The 15515-nt window shown below is 64.5% G+C and carries 21 protein-coding genes; 15 read left to right on the forward strand and 6 right to left on the reverse strand.

Annotation, left to right across the window (positions count from 1 at the left end; genetic code table 11):
* Positions 1–487 precede the first annotated feature (487 nt).
* Positions 488–1465 (forward strand): aspartyl protease family protein, encoded by a 978-nt coding sequence (locus FHY05_RS17020; RefSeq protein WP_183945648.1) that lies wholly within the window; start codon positions 488–490, stop codon positions 1463–1465.
* Between the two features lie 280 nt (positions 1466–1745).
* Here FHY05_RS17020 and FHY05_RS17025 read toward each other — a convergent pair whose 3' ends face one another.
* Entirely contained in the window at positions 1746–2753 is a 1008-nt protein-coding gene (locus FHY05_RS17025; RefSeq protein ID WP_183945649.1) for an IS30 family transposase, read from the reverse strand.
* Between the two features lie 150 nt (positions 2754–2903).
* Between FHY05_RS17025 and FHY05_RS17030 the strand changes: the two genes are divergently transcribed.
* Both FHY05_RS17030 and FHY05_RS17035 read left to right on the forward strand, forming a co-directional pair.
* Positions 2904–3161 (forward strand): hypothetical protein, encoded by a 258-nt coding sequence (locus tag FHY05_RS17030; protein WP_183945650.1) that lies wholly within the window; start codon positions 2904–2906, stop codon positions 3159–3161.
* Positions 3162–3360: 199 nt separating this feature from the next.
* Positions 3361–3549: a hypothetical protein gene (locus tag FHY05_RS17035; protein WP_183945651.1), complete on the forward strand. Its 189-nt coding sequence runs from the start codon at positions 3361–3363 to the stop codon at positions 3547–3549.
* 10 nt (positions 3550–3559) lie between these two features.
* Here FHY05_RS17035 and FHY05_RS17040 read toward each other — a convergent pair whose 3' ends face one another.
* A complete protein-coding gene (locus tag FHY05_RS17040; RefSeq protein ID WP_183945652.1) occupies positions 3560–4024 on the reverse strand; it encodes a hypothetical protein in 465 nt (154 codons plus the stop codon).
* Positions 4025–4174: 150 nt separating this feature from the next.
* Here FHY05_RS17040 and FHY05_RS17045 point away from each other — a divergent pair, with 150 nt between their 5' ends.
* The 4 genes from FHY05_RS17045 to FHY05_RS17060 all read left to right on the forward strand — a co-directional run bounded on the left by FHY05_RS17045 (position 4175) and on the right by FHY05_RS17060 (position 5581).
* A complete protein-coding gene (locus FHY05_RS17045; RefSeq protein ID WP_183945653.1) occupies positions 4175–4498 on the forward strand; it encodes a hypothetical protein in 324 nt (107 codons plus the stop codon).
* 66 nt (positions 4499–4564) lie between these two features.
* Positions 4565–4996: a response regulator gene (locus FHY05_RS17050; RefSeq protein WP_260181663.1), complete on the forward strand. Its 432-nt coding sequence runs from the start codon at positions 4565–4567 to the stop codon at positions 4994–4996.
* Between the two features lie 72 nt (positions 4997–5068).
* Positions 5069–5302, forward strand: coding sequence for a hypothetical protein (locus FHY05_RS17055; RefSeq protein ID WP_183945654.1), 234 nt, complete (start codon positions 5069–5071; stop codon positions 5300–5302).
* A gap of 3 nt (positions 5303–5305) precedes the next feature.
* Positions 5306–5581 carry a hypothetical protein gene (locus FHY05_RS17060; protein WP_183945655.1) on the forward strand — a complete coding sequence of 92 codons (276 nt, stop codon included), beginning with the start codon at positions 5306–5308 and terminating at the stop codon, positions 5579–5581.
* 38 nt (positions 5582–5619) lie between these two features.
* Here FHY05_RS17060 and FHY05_RS17065 read toward each other — a convergent pair whose 3' ends face one another.
* Positions 5620–6006 carry a BLUF domain-containing protein gene (locus FHY05_RS17065; RefSeq protein ID WP_183945656.1) on the reverse strand — a complete coding sequence of 129 codons (387 nt, stop codon included), beginning with the start codon at positions 6004–6006 and terminating at the stop codon, positions 5620–5622.
* 106 nt (positions 6007–6112) lie between these two features.
* Here FHY05_RS17065 and FHY05_RS17070 point away from each other — a divergent pair, with 106 nt between their 5' ends.
* Both FHY05_RS17070 and FHY05_RS17075 read left to right on the forward strand, forming a co-directional pair.
* Positions 6113–6436 carry a hypothetical protein gene (locus tag FHY05_RS17070; RefSeq protein ID WP_183945657.1) on the forward strand — a complete coding sequence of 108 codons (324 nt, stop codon included), beginning with the start codon at positions 6113–6115 and terminating at the stop codon, positions 6434–6436.
* A gap of 111 nt (positions 6437–6547) precedes the next feature.
* Positions 6548–7786: a transposase gene (locus tag FHY05_RS17075; RefSeq protein WP_260181664.1), complete on the forward strand. Its 1239-nt coding sequence runs from the start codon at positions 6548–6550 to the stop codon at positions 7784–7786.
* Here the strand turns inward: FHY05_RS17075 and FHY05_RS17080 are convergent.
* Positions 7768–8358: a recombinase family protein gene (locus FHY05_RS17080; RefSeq protein ID WP_183945658.1), complete on the reverse strand. Its 591-nt coding sequence runs from the start codon at positions 8356–8358 to the stop codon at positions 7768–7770. The genes FHY05_RS17075 and FHY05_RS17080 overlap by 19 nt on opposite strands.
* Before the next feature lie 232 nt (positions 8359–8590).
* On the opposite strand from FHY05_RS17080, the gene FHY05_RS17085 reads away from it, so the two are divergent.
* From FHY05_RS17085 to FHY05_RS17100, 4 genes are read left to right on the forward strand one after another with little or no spacing between them, the layout of a single operon-like run.
* A complete protein-coding gene (locus tag FHY05_RS17085; protein ID WP_221191283.1) occupies positions 8591–8956 on the forward strand; it encodes a DUF305 domain-containing protein in 366 nt (121 codons plus the stop codon).
* Position 8957: 1 nt separating this feature from the next.
* On the forward strand, positions 8958–10397 hold the full coding sequence (locus tag FHY05_RS17090; protein WP_183945660.1) for a YncE family protein: 1440 nt from the start codon (positions 8958–8960) through the stop codon (positions 10395–10397).
* Position 10398: 1 nt separating this feature from the next.
* Positions 10399–10908, forward strand: a complete 510-nt coding sequence (locus FHY05_RS17095; RefSeq protein ID WP_007406239.1) for an RNA polymerase sigma factor — start codon at positions 10399–10401, stop codon at positions 10906–10908.
* Complete coding sequence (locus FHY05_RS17100) at positions 10905–11675, forward strand: anti-sigma factor (RefSeq protein WP_007406229.1); 771 nt, start codon at positions 10905–10907, stop codon at positions 11673–11675. The genes FHY05_RS17095 and FHY05_RS17100 overlap by 4 nt, the downstream gene beginning before the upstream one ends.
* Before the next feature lie 51 nt (positions 11676–11726).
* Here FHY05_RS17100 and FHY05_RS17105 read toward each other — a convergent pair whose 3' ends face one another.
* Together FHY05_RS17105 and FHY05_RS17110 are read right to left on the reverse strand one after the other, a co-directional pair.
* Positions 11727–12239: an MgtC/SapB family protein gene (locus FHY05_RS17105; protein ID WP_183945661.1), complete on the reverse strand. Its 513-nt coding sequence runs from the start codon at positions 12237–12239 to the stop codon at positions 11727–11729.
* Positions 12236–13303: a molybdopterin-dependent oxidoreductase gene (locus tag FHY05_RS17110; protein WP_007406227.1), complete on the reverse strand. Its 1068-nt coding sequence runs from the start codon at positions 13301–13303 to the stop codon at positions 12236–12238. The genes FHY05_RS17105 and FHY05_RS17110 overlap by 4 nt, the downstream gene beginning before the upstream one ends.
* Before the next feature lie 146 nt (positions 13304–13449).
* Between FHY05_RS17110 and FHY05_RS17115 the strand changes: the two genes are divergently transcribed.
* The gene (locus FHY05_RS17115; protein WP_088368481.1) at positions 13450–14322 is read left to right on the forward strand and encodes a LysR family transcriptional regulator; all 873 of its coding nucleotides are present in this window, start codon (positions 13450–13452) and stop codon (positions 14320–14322) included.
* On the forward strand, positions 14319–15470 hold the full coding sequence (locus tag FHY05_RS17120) for a TDT family transporter (RefSeq protein ID WP_183945662.1): 1152 nt from the start codon (positions 14319–14321) through the stop codon (positions 15468–15470). Before FHY05_RS17115 ends, FHY05_RS17120 begins: the two co-directional genes overlap by 4 nt.
* Positions 15471–15515: the final 45 nt, after the last annotated feature.

Below are 15515 nucleotides of genomic sequence, written 5' to 3' on the forward strand. Positions count from 1 at the left end.
GCACCGTCATACAATGCGCGTCCTCGTTGCCGAGAACGGCTATGACACCGGCGACCCGCCGATAGCACCGCAGAGTGCCATTTCTATCTAGCGGGCTGGTGCCATTTGTACTTAGCGCTGCGGTTTCAAGCCGAAGTGCGACACGCCTTGTGGCAGCGTGGCCAGCGTGTAGCCCCCCCCAGCAGCGCAGCGCTGGCCACGCTGATGCGCCATCATCTCGGCTCTTGGACCTTCGGACCCGCTGCGCTAGCAACGGGCTCGGTCACGCAAGTGGATGGTAACGAGCACCCACTTGCGGGCGTTCGTACATGACGCATTAATGTGAATTAGGAAACGATCCTACGTGATCTTAGTGATTAACCTCTCGCGGATGAATGTTCAAGGGCGAAGGTCGGCTCAACCATCATCAGGTCGAGGAATCCCTCGTTTTAGCGTGGAGTGACGTGCCGCACTTCCACTCGGTGTAATCGGTGATCAGGAGACTGGGATGGGATATTTCGCGCTCACGGCGCTGCTGCTCCAACCAGCAACGCAGCCGCCACTATCCCCATCTTTGGTCCAGTCATCAAACCTTCAAGGAGTCGGGGAGCGTGGCGAGAACCCTAAGGCTCGCGGCGATAATAATCTTCTCGGAGCCGGTGGCTCGGTAACCTTTGTTGGTTCGGATCACTTCGCTCCGACGATCTTCGACGATCGAGGAGGCATCATCATCGTCCAGGGCGTGCTCAATGGTAAACAGTGTAGCGTCCTCGTGGACACGGGTGCAGCCCGGACGATGGTCTCGCCTTCGTTCGCGCAGTTAGCGGGCCTCGTGCGCTATCGTGAGGGGCCCGCCATCAGCACGGGAACGGCTCGCGTACGCTCCTCGCTTGCGAGAAACTTTGAGTTATCTGTTCCTTTCCAGGCCACCTTCAAAGGTGAGGCGCTTATTGCGGCGACGACCGGTGTCTCGGCAGCTCTGGGCCATCAGGTCGATGTGATCCTAGGAAGGGACTACCTAGCGAGCGTCTCACTTTTTATCCAGAATAGTAGACATCGCGTCTTCATCTCGCAGCCGGGTAGCATCAATGCGAAGGCGAACGGGCATACCCTGCCGCTCTCCTCGTCAGGCTCGATAAACGCAGAAGTTGACGGAGTTGCTCTGCGACTGACCGTTGATCTCGGATACAATGGACAAATTCGTGTAAAGTCGGGCAAGGTCCCAGTGAGAAACGGCTCGGAAAAGGGCGGAGGCGAGCGCTTCGAGGTTCGGGGCGAAGGAGCCCTCCGCAGGGTGGCAGGATTAACACAGGCTCGCCTTGATATAGGTGACCTCTCGCCTGTCAACGTTGCTGTTGTTCACGATAACGCCGTTCCATCGGCGAGCGACGGTTTGATCGGGACCGGCCTCCTAAAGGGATATGACATCATCATCGACTATATGGCGGGATCGGTGACGCTTGTTACGGCGCAAACCGCGCGGTAACCTTTTGAGTAATGTCGGCGGAGTTCAGGTAGAGAAAGAACCTTCGCTTAACGCTGAAAATGCTTTGAAACCAATAGGTGATCGATACGGAGCGGCTATAGAATACCACCGCGATTGCTCGTTGTACACTTTAAGTGTCGGTTCGGCTTCAGTCGGCATTGGACTCCAAGAGACCTTGGCTTGAGCGGGCGCGGCATAGGAATCGGTGATACTCTGCCCTTACGACGAGGGTAGAGGACCGGCAAAGAGACGTTCGCGGAGGGGGGGGGCACAGAGGTTGTCAGGAATCTACTCCGAGCACGAGGTTCACCTGCTCAGCCAAAACCTCATTCGGCGTCCGATAGGCGAGGCACTTGCGCGGCGTTCGATTTAGGCGGTCAACCAGCTGCTCGAGCTCGGCCCGCGGTACCTGTGCGATGTTCGTGTCCGAGGGCAGGAAGCGCCGTATCCTGCCGTTGCTGTTCTCCACGCTCCCCTTCTGCCAGGGCGCTGAAGGCTGGCAGAAGTACGCGGTCATGCCCAGGCTCTCCCGTAGGCGCGCGTATCCGGCGAACTCGGTGCCCCGGTCGAGCGTGATGGTGCGACGGAGGGAAGGGGGAAGGGTGCCGAGTTGGCGCTCGATGCCATCCATGATGCCGGCGGAGTGACGGCTGCTGTTGGGCGTAAGCACGGTGAAGCGGCTTCGACGCTCAACCAGCGAGGTGAGGTTGGCCTTACCGTGATGCACCTTGAATGCGATGAGGTCGCCCTCCCAATGGCCAAAGTCGGCACGCCCAGCGATGCTTGGCGGTCGTGCCGCGATGGTGTGGGCGGGCGGGATGTTCAGGCCACGTGGCTTGCGAGCGTAGCGACGTCGGCGTTTTCGCCTGCCGGTGGGCAGCAGGCGTGCCAGCTTGGCCGCCTGGCCATCGGGCCCGTACACGAACTGATAGATCGTCTCATGGCTCACCCGCAGCGGGCCTGCGGCGCGGTGCCGAAGGTAGCCGGCGATCTGCTCCGGCGACCATGCGGCTTCCAGTCGGTCCACGACGTAGCTGGCGAGCTCGGGATAGCGGCTGATCTTAGCGCCTCTCAGCCGTCGACCGGCTGCCATGGCTTGCGCCGTCAGCGGAAAATATCCTCGGAACATCGGCTCTTCGTCGAACCGGTGGTTGCGCTTCAGCTCGCGGTAGATCGTCGACGAGTGGCGGCCGAGCTCGGCTGCGGCCTGGCGCGGACTTATGCCGGCGCTGGTGAGCTGATATAGCCTGCGGCGTTCGTCGAGATCCAGATGCGTGTAGCGGCCCATGCGCAACCCTCAGCCGGGTGGAACCCGCATTAAAGCTAGGTTTTCGCACTTCAATCTAGAATGCACCCGCTTACACGCCATCGGATCGATAATAAGACTTATGTTAAATAGAGGACGTGTCGTATGATTTTCGGGACAGCGCTCTATAGCATGACGATGTTTGTGGCATCAATCAACCTTGGTGCGGCGCTCCTTCTGACGTTCATTCGCGCGCGAACGCTTCATCACCTTATTATCGGTGTCGTGCCCGCACTCGGCGCGTTTGCGTTCGCGCTTGCCTCGTTGCTGCTTGATGGCGAGATGCAGGCCGGTGTGGCTCAGGTCATCGCCCTGATCCTGCTCGGCGTATCAGCGACCTTGGCGCGCAAGCTCCCGCCGAGGACCGACCTTTACGGCGGCAAGCGCTGAAACGAAAACAGGGCCGAAGCCGATAGCAGCGGCCCCGACCCCGTCATCCAAAGGATCCTCCGTCGAAACGGCGGATGGACTGGAAGAACGCAGGCGCATCGAATCCGGTCCGCTCGCTTTGCTATACCGATCCAGCTCAACAATCCATGAACGCCGGCGCACGCCCGCGTCCCATCGTCGCACCACCAAGGATTACGCCATGAGCATCATCGCACCCGCAGCGCGTACGCTTGCCTCGTTCGACAATGCCTATGCCGTGGCTGTGCAGCTGCGCGAGGCGACAGGCGTCGATCAGTTCGTGGTGCGCACCGGCAATCCGGTCCAGCCGTTCCGCGTCTCGCGTCGCCGGCCGCAGGCGCCCGAGACGATGCTCGCCCAGGTCGCCTGACGGCCCGCGATCAATCAGCCGCGGAAACCCGCGCCATCAGTTGCGACGCGGTCACGCCCTCGCACAGCGCCTCGTCGGTCACATACGGGATCGCCAGCTTCTCCTCGCTGACGACGCGTGCCATGCGCGCGCGCCGGTAGGTCAGGCTCTTGAGCCACGCGAGGTCCTCGAGCGCGAGCTCGAGCGGCGTTGTGTCCAGCAGGTGCCAGATCCGCATCTGATACGGGCTCTGATCCTTGAGGATGTCCGCCAGGTCCTCGTATCCGCGACCCTGCTCGACGCCGTTGCTGAGATCCGTGGCCAGCGCGGCGAACGCCTCCTCGAGCTGACACACCGATAGGTACGCCACGTCCAGGCCGATCCCGACGGTCGCGCCGGCCATGACCCGACGATCAACCGACAGCTCGCGATCGTTCAGCGCGTCCTTCAGCGGCAGATCGTAATCGTAGCCGCGCATCGCGTCCTTCAACTTCATGGCCTTCCTCCTGTGGCGGCCATTGAACATAACGCGAACGGGGTGCGCAAGTCTCTTTCTCACCGGACACCCATCTTTGTGCGCTCGGCTCGCTCAGCTTGACCATCGGCCAAGCTTCACATCTATCTCGAAGAGAGATTGTGGACGCCGATGAACACCGTCTTGACCGCCGGAACGCTTATCGCGCTCGCGATTGCCGCCTGGAACGCTGTCATTGCTTGGCGGCATGCGTCGAAGCCTCATGATTGGCGTGTTGATCGCGCCGGCCTTCCACAGCCGGCGAATGGCAGTCAGCTGCTCGTCCTCGGCGCTGCGGCGTCGATCTCGATGATCGTGCTGTTGCTGGCGCACGCGCCAACCAACGCGCTGCTAGCAGTGCTGTTTGGCTGGTCCATCGCCTTCGCGGTGCTCGCGGTGCAGAACCGGCTCCGCTCGTACGCCTGGTTCCAAGGTCACGACCGCCTCGACAGGTGAGGCGTGCGGCGTACCGCTCCACGAAGGGACAGGGCAAAGGGAAAATCATTTACATACGGGACCTTGATGGCGATCAAGGGTTCATGGCGGATGGAATCTTCCACCATCCCATTCGCGCTCGTCGTCGACGACGATCCGATCATCCTCATGGATGCCTCCGGCATCCTGGAAGACGCGGGGTTCCGGACACACGAAGCGAACGACGGTGACGCTGCGATCCTGATGCTGCCCGAGTACGCCCATACCATCACCCTGCTCTTCTCCGACGTCGACATGCCGGGTGACACCGATGGCTTTGCCTTGGCGCGGCACGTCGCCGAGCTCTACCCGTGGATCGAGATCGTGATCGCGAGCGGCCGCGTGAAGCCGGAGGACGGCGACCTGCCCGACAAGGCGACCTTCCTGAGCAAGCCCTTCTCGACGCCCATGGTCCACCAGCACCTTCGCGCCATACTGCCGGATGGCAAGAAGCCGGAGCCGCTACGGAACGCTGTCTGATCGGAGGCAACCCCGGTTGGCTTCGATGCCGAGTGCGGTATGTTCGTTTCGAACTCAACGGGAGCGACGATCATGGCCGAGCCTGACAGAGCACGTCTCGCTATCCCCGAGACCAGCCGCCGGGATCACCTCAAGTCCGTCATGAACCTCGTCGACACGGCCTACTGGTTCGCGGTGGTCGCCCTGCTCATCTACGCAGACGTCGACCCGTGGGTGTGGGGAGCGTCCGCCATTATCGTCGTCCCGATCTACGTCTTCGGCCTCGGCTATCTACGGGCGCGCCTCGGCGTGTTGCGGAGCAGCTGACCCATGCGGCGAGAGGCATTCGTCGGCATCGGGACGGGCCTCGCCTGTCTTTGCGCCGCTGCCGCTATGTGGTGCTTCTTCAACCTGGCGACGGTCTCCTTGAGCGAGCAGCGTGCCGCGCAGGTGCTGGCGCGAGCCGGCCCGAAGGGAGCCGCTGCTTATAGCGCCGCGTGGGCCGACGGCCGGCTCACCCGCAACGACATGCGCGAGTTGCGGGAGGAGGCTGGCCGCGACATCGACGCCTGGATCGCAGCGCCCCATCCACCGGGCGTTCGCTAAATCGCTGCGCACCGCGTCTTCGGCATCCTTACGTCACGTCAGGAACCCTGAAAGACCGTCTTGATCGTCGCCGGCGCCCCATTCGTCAGCACCGCCAAGCGCTCGCGCACCGATACATCGTCCTCGCCGGGTAGACCCGCCATGGCCCAGTCGCCGAACGCCCGCTCCGCTTCGGCCGTGTCGCTCAGCACCTCCACGTGCGAGTGCCGGTTGTCATGTCGAATGCGCTCGAAAGTGGTCGCTACGCTCTCGGGCGGGCCTTCGAGCACCTGAACGAACATGCCGTGCTTCGCCAGCAACAGGCCGCTGATCCCGTCGATGCCATTGTTCGCGCGGCTCACCCGCAGGATGTCCACCAGATCGTGATCGTTCGCGCGGCTGGTGTAGATGAGGCGGCGCAACGCGCCGGTGTCGTTCGAGGCCATGCGGCCTATTTAGGAGCTTCGCGGCTGATTTGGAGCAAGATTGACGGCAGTCGAGTTTCCCCGCTCTGCAGCCTGCGCTATCGATGATCGCAGGGAGAACGGCAGCATGGATCAGCACCGCAGACATCCCGGCCGAGATCCGGTGATCGACCTCGAGCGCCGCCTGCGGGGCATCACGGATCGCTACACCTGGAAGCGCACGTTCCTATTTGCTGCCCTGCTCGTCTGGCTCATGAGGTCCTACGGCAGCCTGGCCGACGACGTCGCCGGCCAATCCTACATCGGCGTCTGGCTACTGGCGGCGATCGGATGCTGGACCACGTCGGGTTGGCTCCTCGACCTCCCTCGCCTGCTCTTCCCCGACGTGCAGGCCTTCCAGCACCTGCGCCGGCCGGCGCCGCGGCAACACCTGTCAGGTGAGGCATCATGAAAACAGCCGGGGATAGACGGGCTGATCGACCTGGGTGAACTGCGCGATGCGCTCGCGCCGCACTACAGTTGCCGTGGGCGTCCCTCGATCGCGCCTGAATTGCTGGTCCGCATGGCGCTGATCGCTCGCCTCTATTGCATCACGTCGGAGCGCCGTCTGTGTGAGGAAGTCCGCTTCAACCTCGCCTATCGCTGGTTCTGCCGATTGCCGCTCAACGCGCCGGTGCCGCACCACTCGACGTTTAGCAAGAACCGGCATGGCCGCTTCCGCGATGCTAGCATCTTCCGCATCCTGTTCGAGCAGACGGTGCGGCGCTGCGCCGATGCGGGGCTGATCGCCCACAAGGATGCCGCAATCGATGCATCGTTCGTCGCGGCCGATGCAAGCTGGCAGCGCAAGATGCGGGACGCCGACATGGCCGCGCCCCGGCTTCCCCGCCCGGTTTGTGAATGGCTGGCGGATCAGGCCAATGCTCCACCGCAGGAACATGGCGTACCGCGTGGCAAACCGGCCGAGGTGTCACGCACCGATCCGGCGTCGGCATGGTCGGCGCGCACGGCGCGGGGCCGGTTCGGCTATGCCTTCAATGTCCTGATTGACACGCCGGGAGGGGTGGCGATCGACGTGGAGGCCAGTCCCGCCCGCTTCGCCGCGGAAGTCGATGCGGGGCGGACCATGCTGGCACGGGCCGACAATCGGTTCGGCTATCGGCCAAAGCGTGTCGCGGCCGACACCGCCTATGGCAGCGCTGCGTTCCTGGCGTTCGTCACCGATCGCGGCACCATCCCGCATATCCCGGTGCTGGAACGATCCGAACAGACCAAGGGCAAATTCCCCCGCGAAGCCTTCCGCTATGAGCGGGAGCAGGACCGCTATGTCTGCCCCGCTGGGAAGATACTGCCCTTTCGCGGTGCCGATCGTCGGGCGGGCTTTCTCCGATACAGCGCCAGTCCTGCCGATTGCCGCGCCTGTCACCTCAAACGGAAATGCACCGCAGGCAGCAACAGGTCGGTCACGCACAGCGAGTATGAGGACGTGCGTGAGATGGTGCGCGGCGAGATGCAGACGCCGCTATTCAAGCGGTCGATGCGGCTGCGCCGGGGTGTCGAGCGGGTGTTCGCCGATGCCAAAGGCAAGCGAGGGCTGACCCGCCTGCACCTTCGCGGACTGCGCGGTGCCGAAGAAGAGTTTCTGTTGGGCGCGGCCATTGCCAATCTCGTGCTGTTAGCCCGCACCGACGCAAGACCGGCCCGGAACCGTCGCCCGCCCCCGGTGCCGGAACGCATCGAGCGCATGGCCCGGATCAGCCGTGGCCGGTTCGAGCAATCCTACTACGCGACGATCTTCTGACGCCGGTTGCCGGGTTCGCGCTCGGCCGCAGGGAAGTGGCGATAGAAGGTAGAACGGCCGACCTGGAGCAGCTTCGCGACCTTCGCCGGTTTGTCGCCAGCCTTGAGCAGCTTGCGGGCGGTATCGAGCATGTCAGGCGTCATGACCGACTTGCGGCCTCCGCCCGTGCCGCCCTTGGCCCGTGCCGCTGCCAAACCGGCAATCGTCCGTTCCTTTATCAGTTCGCGCTCCATCTCCGCGACAGAAGCGAGGATATGGAACAGCAGACGGCCCGATGGGGTTGCCGTGTCGAACCCGTCCGTCAGGGACCGGAAATCAATCTTCCGAGCGGACAAGTCCGCCGCCAGTTCGATCAGGCCCCCGATCGATCGGCCAAGGCGATCGAGCTTCCATATCACCAGCGTGTCACCGGCCCGCACGAAATTGAGAGCTTCGGTCAGACCGGGACGGTTCAGCTTCGCGCCGCTCACCTTGTCGGTGAACAGCTTTTCACAGCCAGCCTTGGTCAGCGCATCGGTTTGTAGCGTCAGGTCCTGGTCGGAGGTCGAGACACGCGCATAACCAACCAGCATGAGTCCCGTTATCCCATCTCAAACAGCGAATTTCGGGACTGATATTTCGGGAACATATTTTGGGAAAGCCCCGGCGGGCATACAGCGGATTTTTGTGTCGGTCACGGTCGTCCCGTTGGAGGTTCCCAATCGGGAAGGCTGATAACCGGCTCACCCATGGAATAAACCCGGACGAGCGTCGTCTATGCTTTCAGGACTGATGCGCCGGAGGCTTATGCATAGACGAAACTGGATGCTGGGTCTGACTGCTCCGGCCCTACTTACAGGCGCAGTCGCGGCCGCCCCCGCCGATGGCTACGCTACCATGATGTCTGTCGCGATGGACCGGATGATGGCGGGCATGATGGTCAAGCCGTCCGGTGACGTCGACCGCGACTTCGTGGCGATGATGCTTCCGCATCATCAGGGTGCCATCGATATGGCGGTGGCGGAGCTGCGCTACGGCCATAACGAGCAGCTCAAGCGCATCGCGCAGGAAATCATCATCGATCAGCAGCAGGAGATCGCCGCCATGAAGCTGGCGATCGGCCAGCCGCTACCGCCTTCGACGCCAGCCCCGACGCAGGGCGGCGACCACCATAGCCCTATGGAGCACTGACATGATCCGGACCATCCTGCGCTCGGCCGCCTTGCTGATGAGCGCCGCACCGGGCCTCGCCGTGGCCCAGCAGGCGCCGTGGAACGCTAAGGACATGCCCGTCAGCCACCGCGACCGCGTCTATGCGTCTGAACAATTCTCCAACACGGTGTCGGTGACCGACCCGGCCGACAACCGGCTGCTCGGCGTCATCAAACTCGGCGATCCCCAGCCGATGAACTTCTCCCCGCTCTACAAGGGACAGGTGCTGGTTCACGGCCTGGGCTTCTCGCCGGACGGGAAGACCTTGGCGGTCGTGTCGATCGGATCGAACGCCGTGTCGTGGATCGACACCGCCACCAACACCGTCAAGCACACGACCTATGTCGGGCGCAGTCCGCACGAGGCGTTCTTCACGCCGGACGGCAAGGAGGTGTGGGTCACGGTCCGCGGCGAGGATTATATCGCCGTGCTCGACCCCACGACGTACAAGGAGACGGGGCGCATCAAGACGCCCGGTGGTCCGGGCATGACGATCTTCTCTCCCGCTGGCCGGTACGGCTATGTCTGCTCTTCGTTCAATCCGGTATTGGCTGTGTTCGATGTTGCGACCCACGCGCAGGTCGGACAGGTGGCGCAGCCAAGCCCCTTCTGCCCCAACATCGCCGCGACGCCGGACGGCAAGCAAGTGTGGTTTACGCTGAAGGACATCGGCAAGACGGTCGCATTCGATGCTCGGCCACCCTTCGCGATCCTGAAGGTGCTGGATACCGGGCCTATCACGAACCATGTCAATTTCGCCCGCACGGCCAAGGGGCAGTTCGCGTATGTGACGGTCGGCGGAGAGAATGTGGTCAAGGTGTTCCGCACGTCCGACTTCACGCCGGTGGCAACAATTCCGGTCGGCAAGATGCCGCACGGTGTTTGGCCATCGGGCGACGGCCGGCGCGTTTATGTCGGGCTAGAGAATTCCGATGAGCTGGCCGCGATCGACACTGCCGGCAACACGGTCGTCGCTACCGTGCCGGTCGGACAGGCACCGCAGGCGATCGCCTATGTGTCGAACGCAGTTCCGACAGGCCCCGGCACCGACAATCTCCAGCCGCTCGGCACAGCGGGCAAGGCGCTGCATCTGACCATGGGGCCGATTGGCGGCAAAGGTACGGCAAGCAGCATCACCCTCTTCGACCAGGGCATCATTCAGGTCGTGCAGAGTGCCGTTACCGGTTTGCAGCCCAAGAAGCCTTACATGCTCGTACTGACCGCCAATGCGGACGGCAGCGGCGCTGTAGAGCCGCTTGCGAACTTCATGAGCAACCCGGCAGGTGCGGCGATCGTCAACGCATCGGGTCCGATCCGCCAGATCGTTCAGGGCAGCACCGCGACACCCCGGCGCTTTCTGGCGGTTGCGGAGGTGGTGAACGGCGCGCCGGGGCGCATCGTGCAGGTGCAGCGCGACTGAGATGGACCCGCTTGCCGCCGCGATCGAACCGCTGATCCCCGGGCTGCGCCGCTATGCCCGGTCGTGGTTGCGCGACCGGGTGATGGCGGATGACGTGGTGCAGGATTGCCTGGAGCGCGCGGTCGGGCGCTGGCGACAGCGACGGGGTGCGGAGGTCCGCCCGTGGGTCTATGCGATCCTGCACAATTTGTTGGTCGATCATCAGCGGCAGCATAGCCGGCGAGGTACGGCGGTTCCGCTCCACCTCGTGGACGACGCCGCGCTCGGCCGCCCGGCCGATCAGGACACAGGCCTGCACCACCGCGACCTGCTGCGCGCGCTTGATGCGTTGCCTGAAGAACAGCGAACGGTGCTGCTCCTGGTCTCGGTCGAGGGCCTGCCCTATGCGGAGGTCGCTGCCGTAGTCGGCGTGCCGCTGGGCACGGTAATGTCGCGCATATCGCGGGGGCGCGACCGTCTGGCGACCCTCCTCCGGGAGGGTGAACGGCCGCGATTGAGGAGCGTGCAATGACCAGCCCGATCGGCGAGGACGATCTGGCCGCATGGATCGATGGCAGGCTGTCGCCCGAGCGGCAGCGCCTGGTCGACGCCTATCTTGAAGGCCAGCCGGACGTGCATGCCCGTGTGCGAGAGCAGGCGGAGCAGGCGCGAGCCCTTGCATCCCTGTTCGCCCCCGTCGCGGATGAACCGATCCCGGCGACGATGCGCGTGGCAGCGATCAGGGGACGGCAACGGCAACCGCGTTGGCAGCTCGCCATCGCCGCGTCACTTCTGCTGGCGTTGGGGTTTGGCGGTGGCTGGTCGAGCGCGCGGTGGAGCGGCGAACCCCGCGCGGGCATCGCGGCGCTGGCCAACGAGGCGAGTGATAATTTCCGTGTCTATGCCGCCGACCGGATACGACCGGCGGAGATCGGCCCCGACCAGCGCGCCATGCTGATCCGATGGACCTCCGCTCGATTGGGTGAGCGCGTCACGATCCCGGACCTTAGCACGGCCGGCTATCGCTATGGCGGGGGGCGACTGGTCGCGACGCCCCACGGCCCTGCGGCACTGCTCCTCTACGACGGACCGCAAGCGTCGAAACTTGCGGTGCTGACGAGGCCCATGCAGATCGACAAGACCGCGAGCATGACCAGCACGTCCAGCGGGACCATGGGCCGGGTCACATGGGCGGTCGACGGGATCGGCTATAGTGTGGTGGGCGAGCGACCCGCGGCCGAACTGCATCCGATCGCCGACGAGGTCCGGCGCCAGGCCGATGCGGCGCTGGTGTCCTGATTGCACCTTGCCGCATCCCGACGCCGACGGGCACCGGGCGGTCCAGCGCGATCACGGCTTGCGCTCGACATCCTTCCTGTCGGTCTCGGCCGGCGTCAGACGGGCTCGCTCGCGGATGCGGCGTTCCAGCGGCGCGCCGACGAACAGGACGAGCATTGCAAGGCTCACCCCGCCGATGATGAGCGGCCACACCGCCAACCCTGCTGCCGCGCCGATCGTGGCTGTCACCCAGATGCACGCGGCGGTCGCCAATCCATGCACTTCCTGACCCTGGCCGACCCGCAGCACCGCACCGGCACCGATGAAGCCGACGCCGGACAGAATGCCCTGCATCGCCCGTCCTGCGGCATCGGCGTTCACGTTCGGCAAGCCACTATGCACGATCGCCTGAACGGCGATGCAACTCGCCAGACCGACCAGACCCAGCGTCCGCAGGCCCATGATCTGCCGGTTCTCACGCGAGCGTTCCCAGCCGAGCACCATCCCGGCCGCGGTCGCCACCACCAGCCGGCCAATCGCATCGATCCAGAAAGCGACGTCCGATGCCGCTGATGCTTCGATCATTCGACCAGCACGTGAACGTGATGCCAGGCGGTGCACAGATAGCCGGCGAAATTCCACATCGTATCCGGCCGCTCGGGCTGTCCCTGCCCGGTCTCGTCGAAGGCACGGGCGACAAGGTGCTGGCGTCCCTTGGCAAGTGTGGCGTCAAGGATCCAGCGCCGCCAGCCCCAGCGCGTCTCCGGATCATCGGCGAAGGTCGCCTGTTGCCAGTCGCGACCGCCGTTCACCGACACTTCGATCCGAGAAATACGGCGGTCATAGGCAATGGCATATCCCTCAATCCGCACCTCTCCGGCGGCCAAACTCTCGCCCGCACCGGGCGAGCAGATCGCGGCGTTGAGCGGCATGGCATTGATCGTCAGACCCTGGCTCCAGTCGACGGTGTCGCTCGTCACAGCGGCGGGGAAGAGCTTGTAGTCGTGCGCCTGGATCGGTGCCTCGGAGGGCGTTTCACGCACCTCGATCCGTGTCAGCCATTTGGCGCTCCGGACCCCGGCATAGCCAGGCACCACCATGCGGAGCGGGGCGCCATGTTCGGGCGTCAGCGGCTCGCCATTCATCGCCCAGGCGAGGAGTACGTCGGGCTCCCGCGCCTTGCTCATGGCGATCGATACCCCGAACAAGGCTTCTTCACCCTCCACGTCCACCTCGTCCGCGCCGGTGAACGCCACGAACAGCTCGGACGCATCCGGCGCGCCGACCGCATCGAGCACATCGGCCAAGCGTACGCCGGTCCACTCCGCATTGCCGATCGCGCCTACGTCCCACGGATCGCCGGAGGTGTTGGCGACCTGCTGGAGATCGGTACGCCGGTTGCCGGCGCACTGGAGAACCGCCGTTACCGTGCGCGTGGCAAACGTGCTCTTCAGTTCCTGCACCGAGAAGAAGCGGCTCGCCATGCCCCTCCCGCTCACCTCGATCCGATGATTGGCGGGCAGATCCGGCACCGGCCCGTGGCTGCGCACGTAGAACAGCGCCTGCGGCGTCAGAAACCGCTCGATCAACGCACCGGGCGTCGGCTCGGCATTGTAGGGATCAGAACTGCGCTCGATCATATCGGTCATGGACGATCAAACGTCGCGGGCACGCGTAACGCTTCAAGTCTTCGAGACCTTCGCAGACGAAAGGCTGCCGATCATTCCGATATCCAGATTGGAATGACCATACCAAACGGTTGGTCGTATCGATCAAGACGCGCGATATATGCTGCATGACCCTGGAGCAGCTCAGAATATTCGTCGGCGTCGCGGAGCGCGAACACGTCACCAAGGCAGCGGAGGCGCTGAACGTCACGCAGTCTGCTGCCTCCGGCGCGGTTGCGGCCCTCGAAGCGCGCTACGGGGTTCCTCTGTTTCACCGCGTCGGGCGTGGCATCCAGCTGACCGAGGCGGGCCGCGGCTTTCTGGAGGAAGCGCGCGCGGTGCTGGGGCGGGCAGCGCATGCCGAGACGATGCTAGCGGACTATGCCGGGCTTGCGCGTGGTTCGTTGCGGATCGTCGCCAGCCAAACGATCGCGAGCTATTGGTTGCCGGCAAAGCTCGCCGCCTTCCACGAACGCCACCCGCAGATTGCGGTCGAGCTGGCGATCGACAACACCGAGGGCGCGGCAGCGCAGGTGCTGAGCGGCGCGGCGGAACTCGGCTTTGTCGAGGGCGAGGTGGATGAACCGGCGCTCGCCCACTGGAAGGTCGGGCGTGACCCGATGGTGCTGGTCGGCCGCGAGGAAGCCGAACGCATCGACGAGGCCTGGCTGCGCACTGCACGCTGGATCGTCCGTGAGCAGGGATCGGGTACACGCTCGACCTTCGAGGACGTGCTGCGAACGCGCGGGTTTGATCCGGCCCAGCTGACGATAGCGATGACGCTGCCGTCCAACGAGGCGGTGCGCACCGCCGTCGAGGCCGGTGCCGGCGTTGCCGTCTTGTCGCGATTGGTCGTCGCGCGCGCGCTCAAGGCCGGCGATCTGGTCGAGCTGCCGCTCGGGCTGCCCGACCGCGCCTTTCACGCGCTGCGCCACAAGGAACGCTATCGCACCCGCGCGGCCGACGCGCTGACGGATCTTATCAAGGAGCAGGTCGCATGACTGCCGACACGCACTCCGTTCTCAGCGGCCTCAAGCCGCTCAGCCGGCTCGATCACCCCCGCGAGATGATCCGCCAGTTCACCCCCAACTGGTTCGCCGCGACGATGGGCACGGGCATCCTTGCCCTCGCGCTGCCGCAGGTGCCCGGCATCGGGCCTTCGCTTAAACCTGTCGGCGAGGTGTTGTGGTTCTTCAATATCGCGCTCTTCGCGCTGTTCGCCGGCCTCTATGGCGCTCGCTGGACGATGTTCGGGCACGAGGCGCGGCGCATCTTCGGGCACAACACCGTGTCGATGTTCATCGGGACCATCCCGATGGGGCTGGCGACGATCATCAACGGTTGCCTTGCCTTCGGCATCGCGCGGTTCGGGGACGGCATCGTGCCGGTCGCGCAGGTCTTGTGGTGGATTGATGTCGCCATGTCGCTCGCTTGCGGCGTGCTGATCCCCTACCTGATGTTTACCCGCCACGAGCACAGCCTGGACGGCATGACCGCCGTATGGCTGCTGCCGGTCGTCGCTGCCGAAGTGGCGGGCGCCAGCGGCGGGCTGCTCGCGCCGCATCTAACCGATCCTCATGCGCAGCTAGTCACGCTTGCGACCTCCTATGTGCTGTGGGCCTATTCGGTGCCGGTCGCGTTCGGCATCCTCGCCATCCTCATCCTGCGCATGGCGCTCCACAGGCTGCCGCATGAGAGCATGGCGGCGTCCTCCTGGCTGGCGCTGGGACCGATCGGCACGGGTGCTCTGGGCATGCTGGTGCTCGGGGCGGACGCGCCGGCGATCCTCGCGGCGCACGGGCTGGCCGGTGTCGGTACCGTCGCGCAGGGGATCGGCGTTGTGGCCGGACTCTGCCTGTGGGGCTTCGGCCTGTGGTGGCTGGCGCTCGCGACGCTCATCACCATCCGCTACTGGCGCGCCGGCGTCCCGTTCAACCTGGGCTGGTGGGGCTATACCTTTCCGCTCGGCGTCTACACCGTCGCCACCTTCCGCCTAGGCACGACGCTGAACCTCGGTTTCTTCGGTTTCGTCGGCACGGTGCTGACAGTCGCGCTTGCGGCGATGTGGCTGCTCGTCGGCGCCAAGACGCTGGCCGGCGCATGGCGCGGCAACCTGTTCGTCTCACCCTGCATCGCCACCCCGAACTGATCCGCCATGATGATCGGATCAGTCGGTCCGATCACTTGCAGAACG

The organism is Sphingomonas sp. BK580 (genome assembly GCF_014194975.1).
Taxonomy (GTDB): domain Bacteria; phylum Pseudomonadota; class Alphaproteobacteria; order Sphingomonadales; family Sphingomonadaceae; genus Sphingomonas.

Excerpts from the sequence above, each read along its gene's own strand:
- FHY05_RS17020 (WP_183945648.1), top strand. The coding sequence starts at position 488 with ATGGGATATTTCGCGCTCACGGCGCTGCTGCTCCAACCAGCAACGCAG.
- FHY05_RS17025 (WP_183945649.1), bottom strand. The coding sequence starts at position 2,753 with ATGGGCCGCTACACGCATCTGGATCTCGACGAACGCCGCAGGCTATAT.
- FHY05_RS17030 (WP_183945650.1), top strand. The coding sequence starts at position 2,904 with ATGACGATGTTTGTGGCATCAATCAACCTTGGTGCGGCGCTCCTTCTG.
- FHY05_RS17035 (WP_183945651.1), top strand. The coding sequence starts at position 3,361 with ATGAGCATCATCGCACCCGCAGCGCGTACGCTTGCCTCGTTCGACAAT.
- FHY05_RS17040 (WP_183945652.1), bottom strand. The coding sequence starts at position 4,024 with ATGAAGTTGAAGGACGCGATGCGCGGCTACGATTACGATCTGCCGCTG.
- FHY05_RS17045 (WP_183945653.1), top strand. The coding sequence starts at position 4,175 with ATGAACACCGTCTTGACCGCCGGAACGCTTATCGCGCTCGCGATTGCC.
- FHY05_RS17050 (WP_260181663.1), top strand. The coding sequence starts at position 4,565 with ATGGCGATCAAGGGTTCATGGCGGATGGAATCTTCCACCATCCCATTC.
- FHY05_RS17055 (WP_183945654.1), top strand. The coding sequence starts at position 5,069 with ATGGCCGAGCCTGACAGAGCACGTCTCGCTATCCCCGAGACCAGCCGC.
- FHY05_RS17060 (WP_183945655.1), top strand. The coding sequence starts at position 5,306 with ATGCGGCGAGAGGCATTCGTCGGCATCGGGACGGGCCTCGCCTGTCTT.
- FHY05_RS17065 (WP_183945656.1), bottom strand. The coding sequence starts at position 6,006 with ATGGCCTCGAACGACACCGGCGCGTTGCGCCGCCTCATCTACACCAGC.
- FHY05_RS17070 (WP_183945657.1), top strand. The coding sequence starts at position 6,113 with ATGGATCAGCACCGCAGACATCCCGGCCGAGATCCGGTGATCGACCTC.
- FHY05_RS17075 (WP_260181664.1), top strand. The coding sequence starts at position 6,548 with ATGGCGCTGATCGCTCGCCTCTATTGCATCACGTCGGAGCGCCGTCTG.
- FHY05_RS17080 (WP_183945658.1), bottom strand. The coding sequence starts at position 8,358 with ATGCTGGTTGGTTATGCGCGTGTCTCGACCTCCGACCAGGACCTGACG.
- FHY05_RS17085 (WP_221191283.1), top strand. The coding sequence starts at position 8,591 with ATGCTGGGTCTGACTGCTCCGGCCCTACTTACAGGCGCAGTCGCGGCC.
- FHY05_RS17090 (WP_183945660.1), top strand. The coding sequence starts at position 8,958 with ATGATCCGGACCATCCTGCGCTCGGCCGCCTTGCTGATGAGCGCCGCA.
- FHY05_RS17095 (WP_007406239.1), top strand. The coding sequence starts at position 10,399 with ATGGACCCGCTTGCCGCCGCGATCGAACCGCTGATCCCCGGGCTGCGC.
- FHY05_RS17100 (WP_007406229.1), top strand. The coding sequence starts at position 10,905 with ATGACCAGCCCGATCGGCGAGGACGATCTGGCCGCATGGATCGATGGC.
- FHY05_RS17105 (WP_183945661.1), bottom strand. The coding sequence starts at position 12,239 with ATGATCGAAGCATCAGCGGCATCGGACGTCGCTTTCTGGATCGATGCG.
- FHY05_RS17110 (WP_007406227.1), bottom strand. The coding sequence starts at position 13,303 with ATGACCGATATGATCGAGCGCAGTTCTGATCCCTACAATGCCGAGCCG.
- FHY05_RS17115 (WP_088368481.1), top strand. The coding sequence starts at position 13,450 with ATGACCCTGGAGCAGCTCAGAATATTCGTCGGCGTCGCGGAGCGCGAA.
- FHY05_RS17120 (WP_183945662.1), top strand. The coding sequence starts at position 14,319 with ATGACTGCCGACACGCACTCCGTTCTCAGCGGCCTCAAGCCGCTCAGC.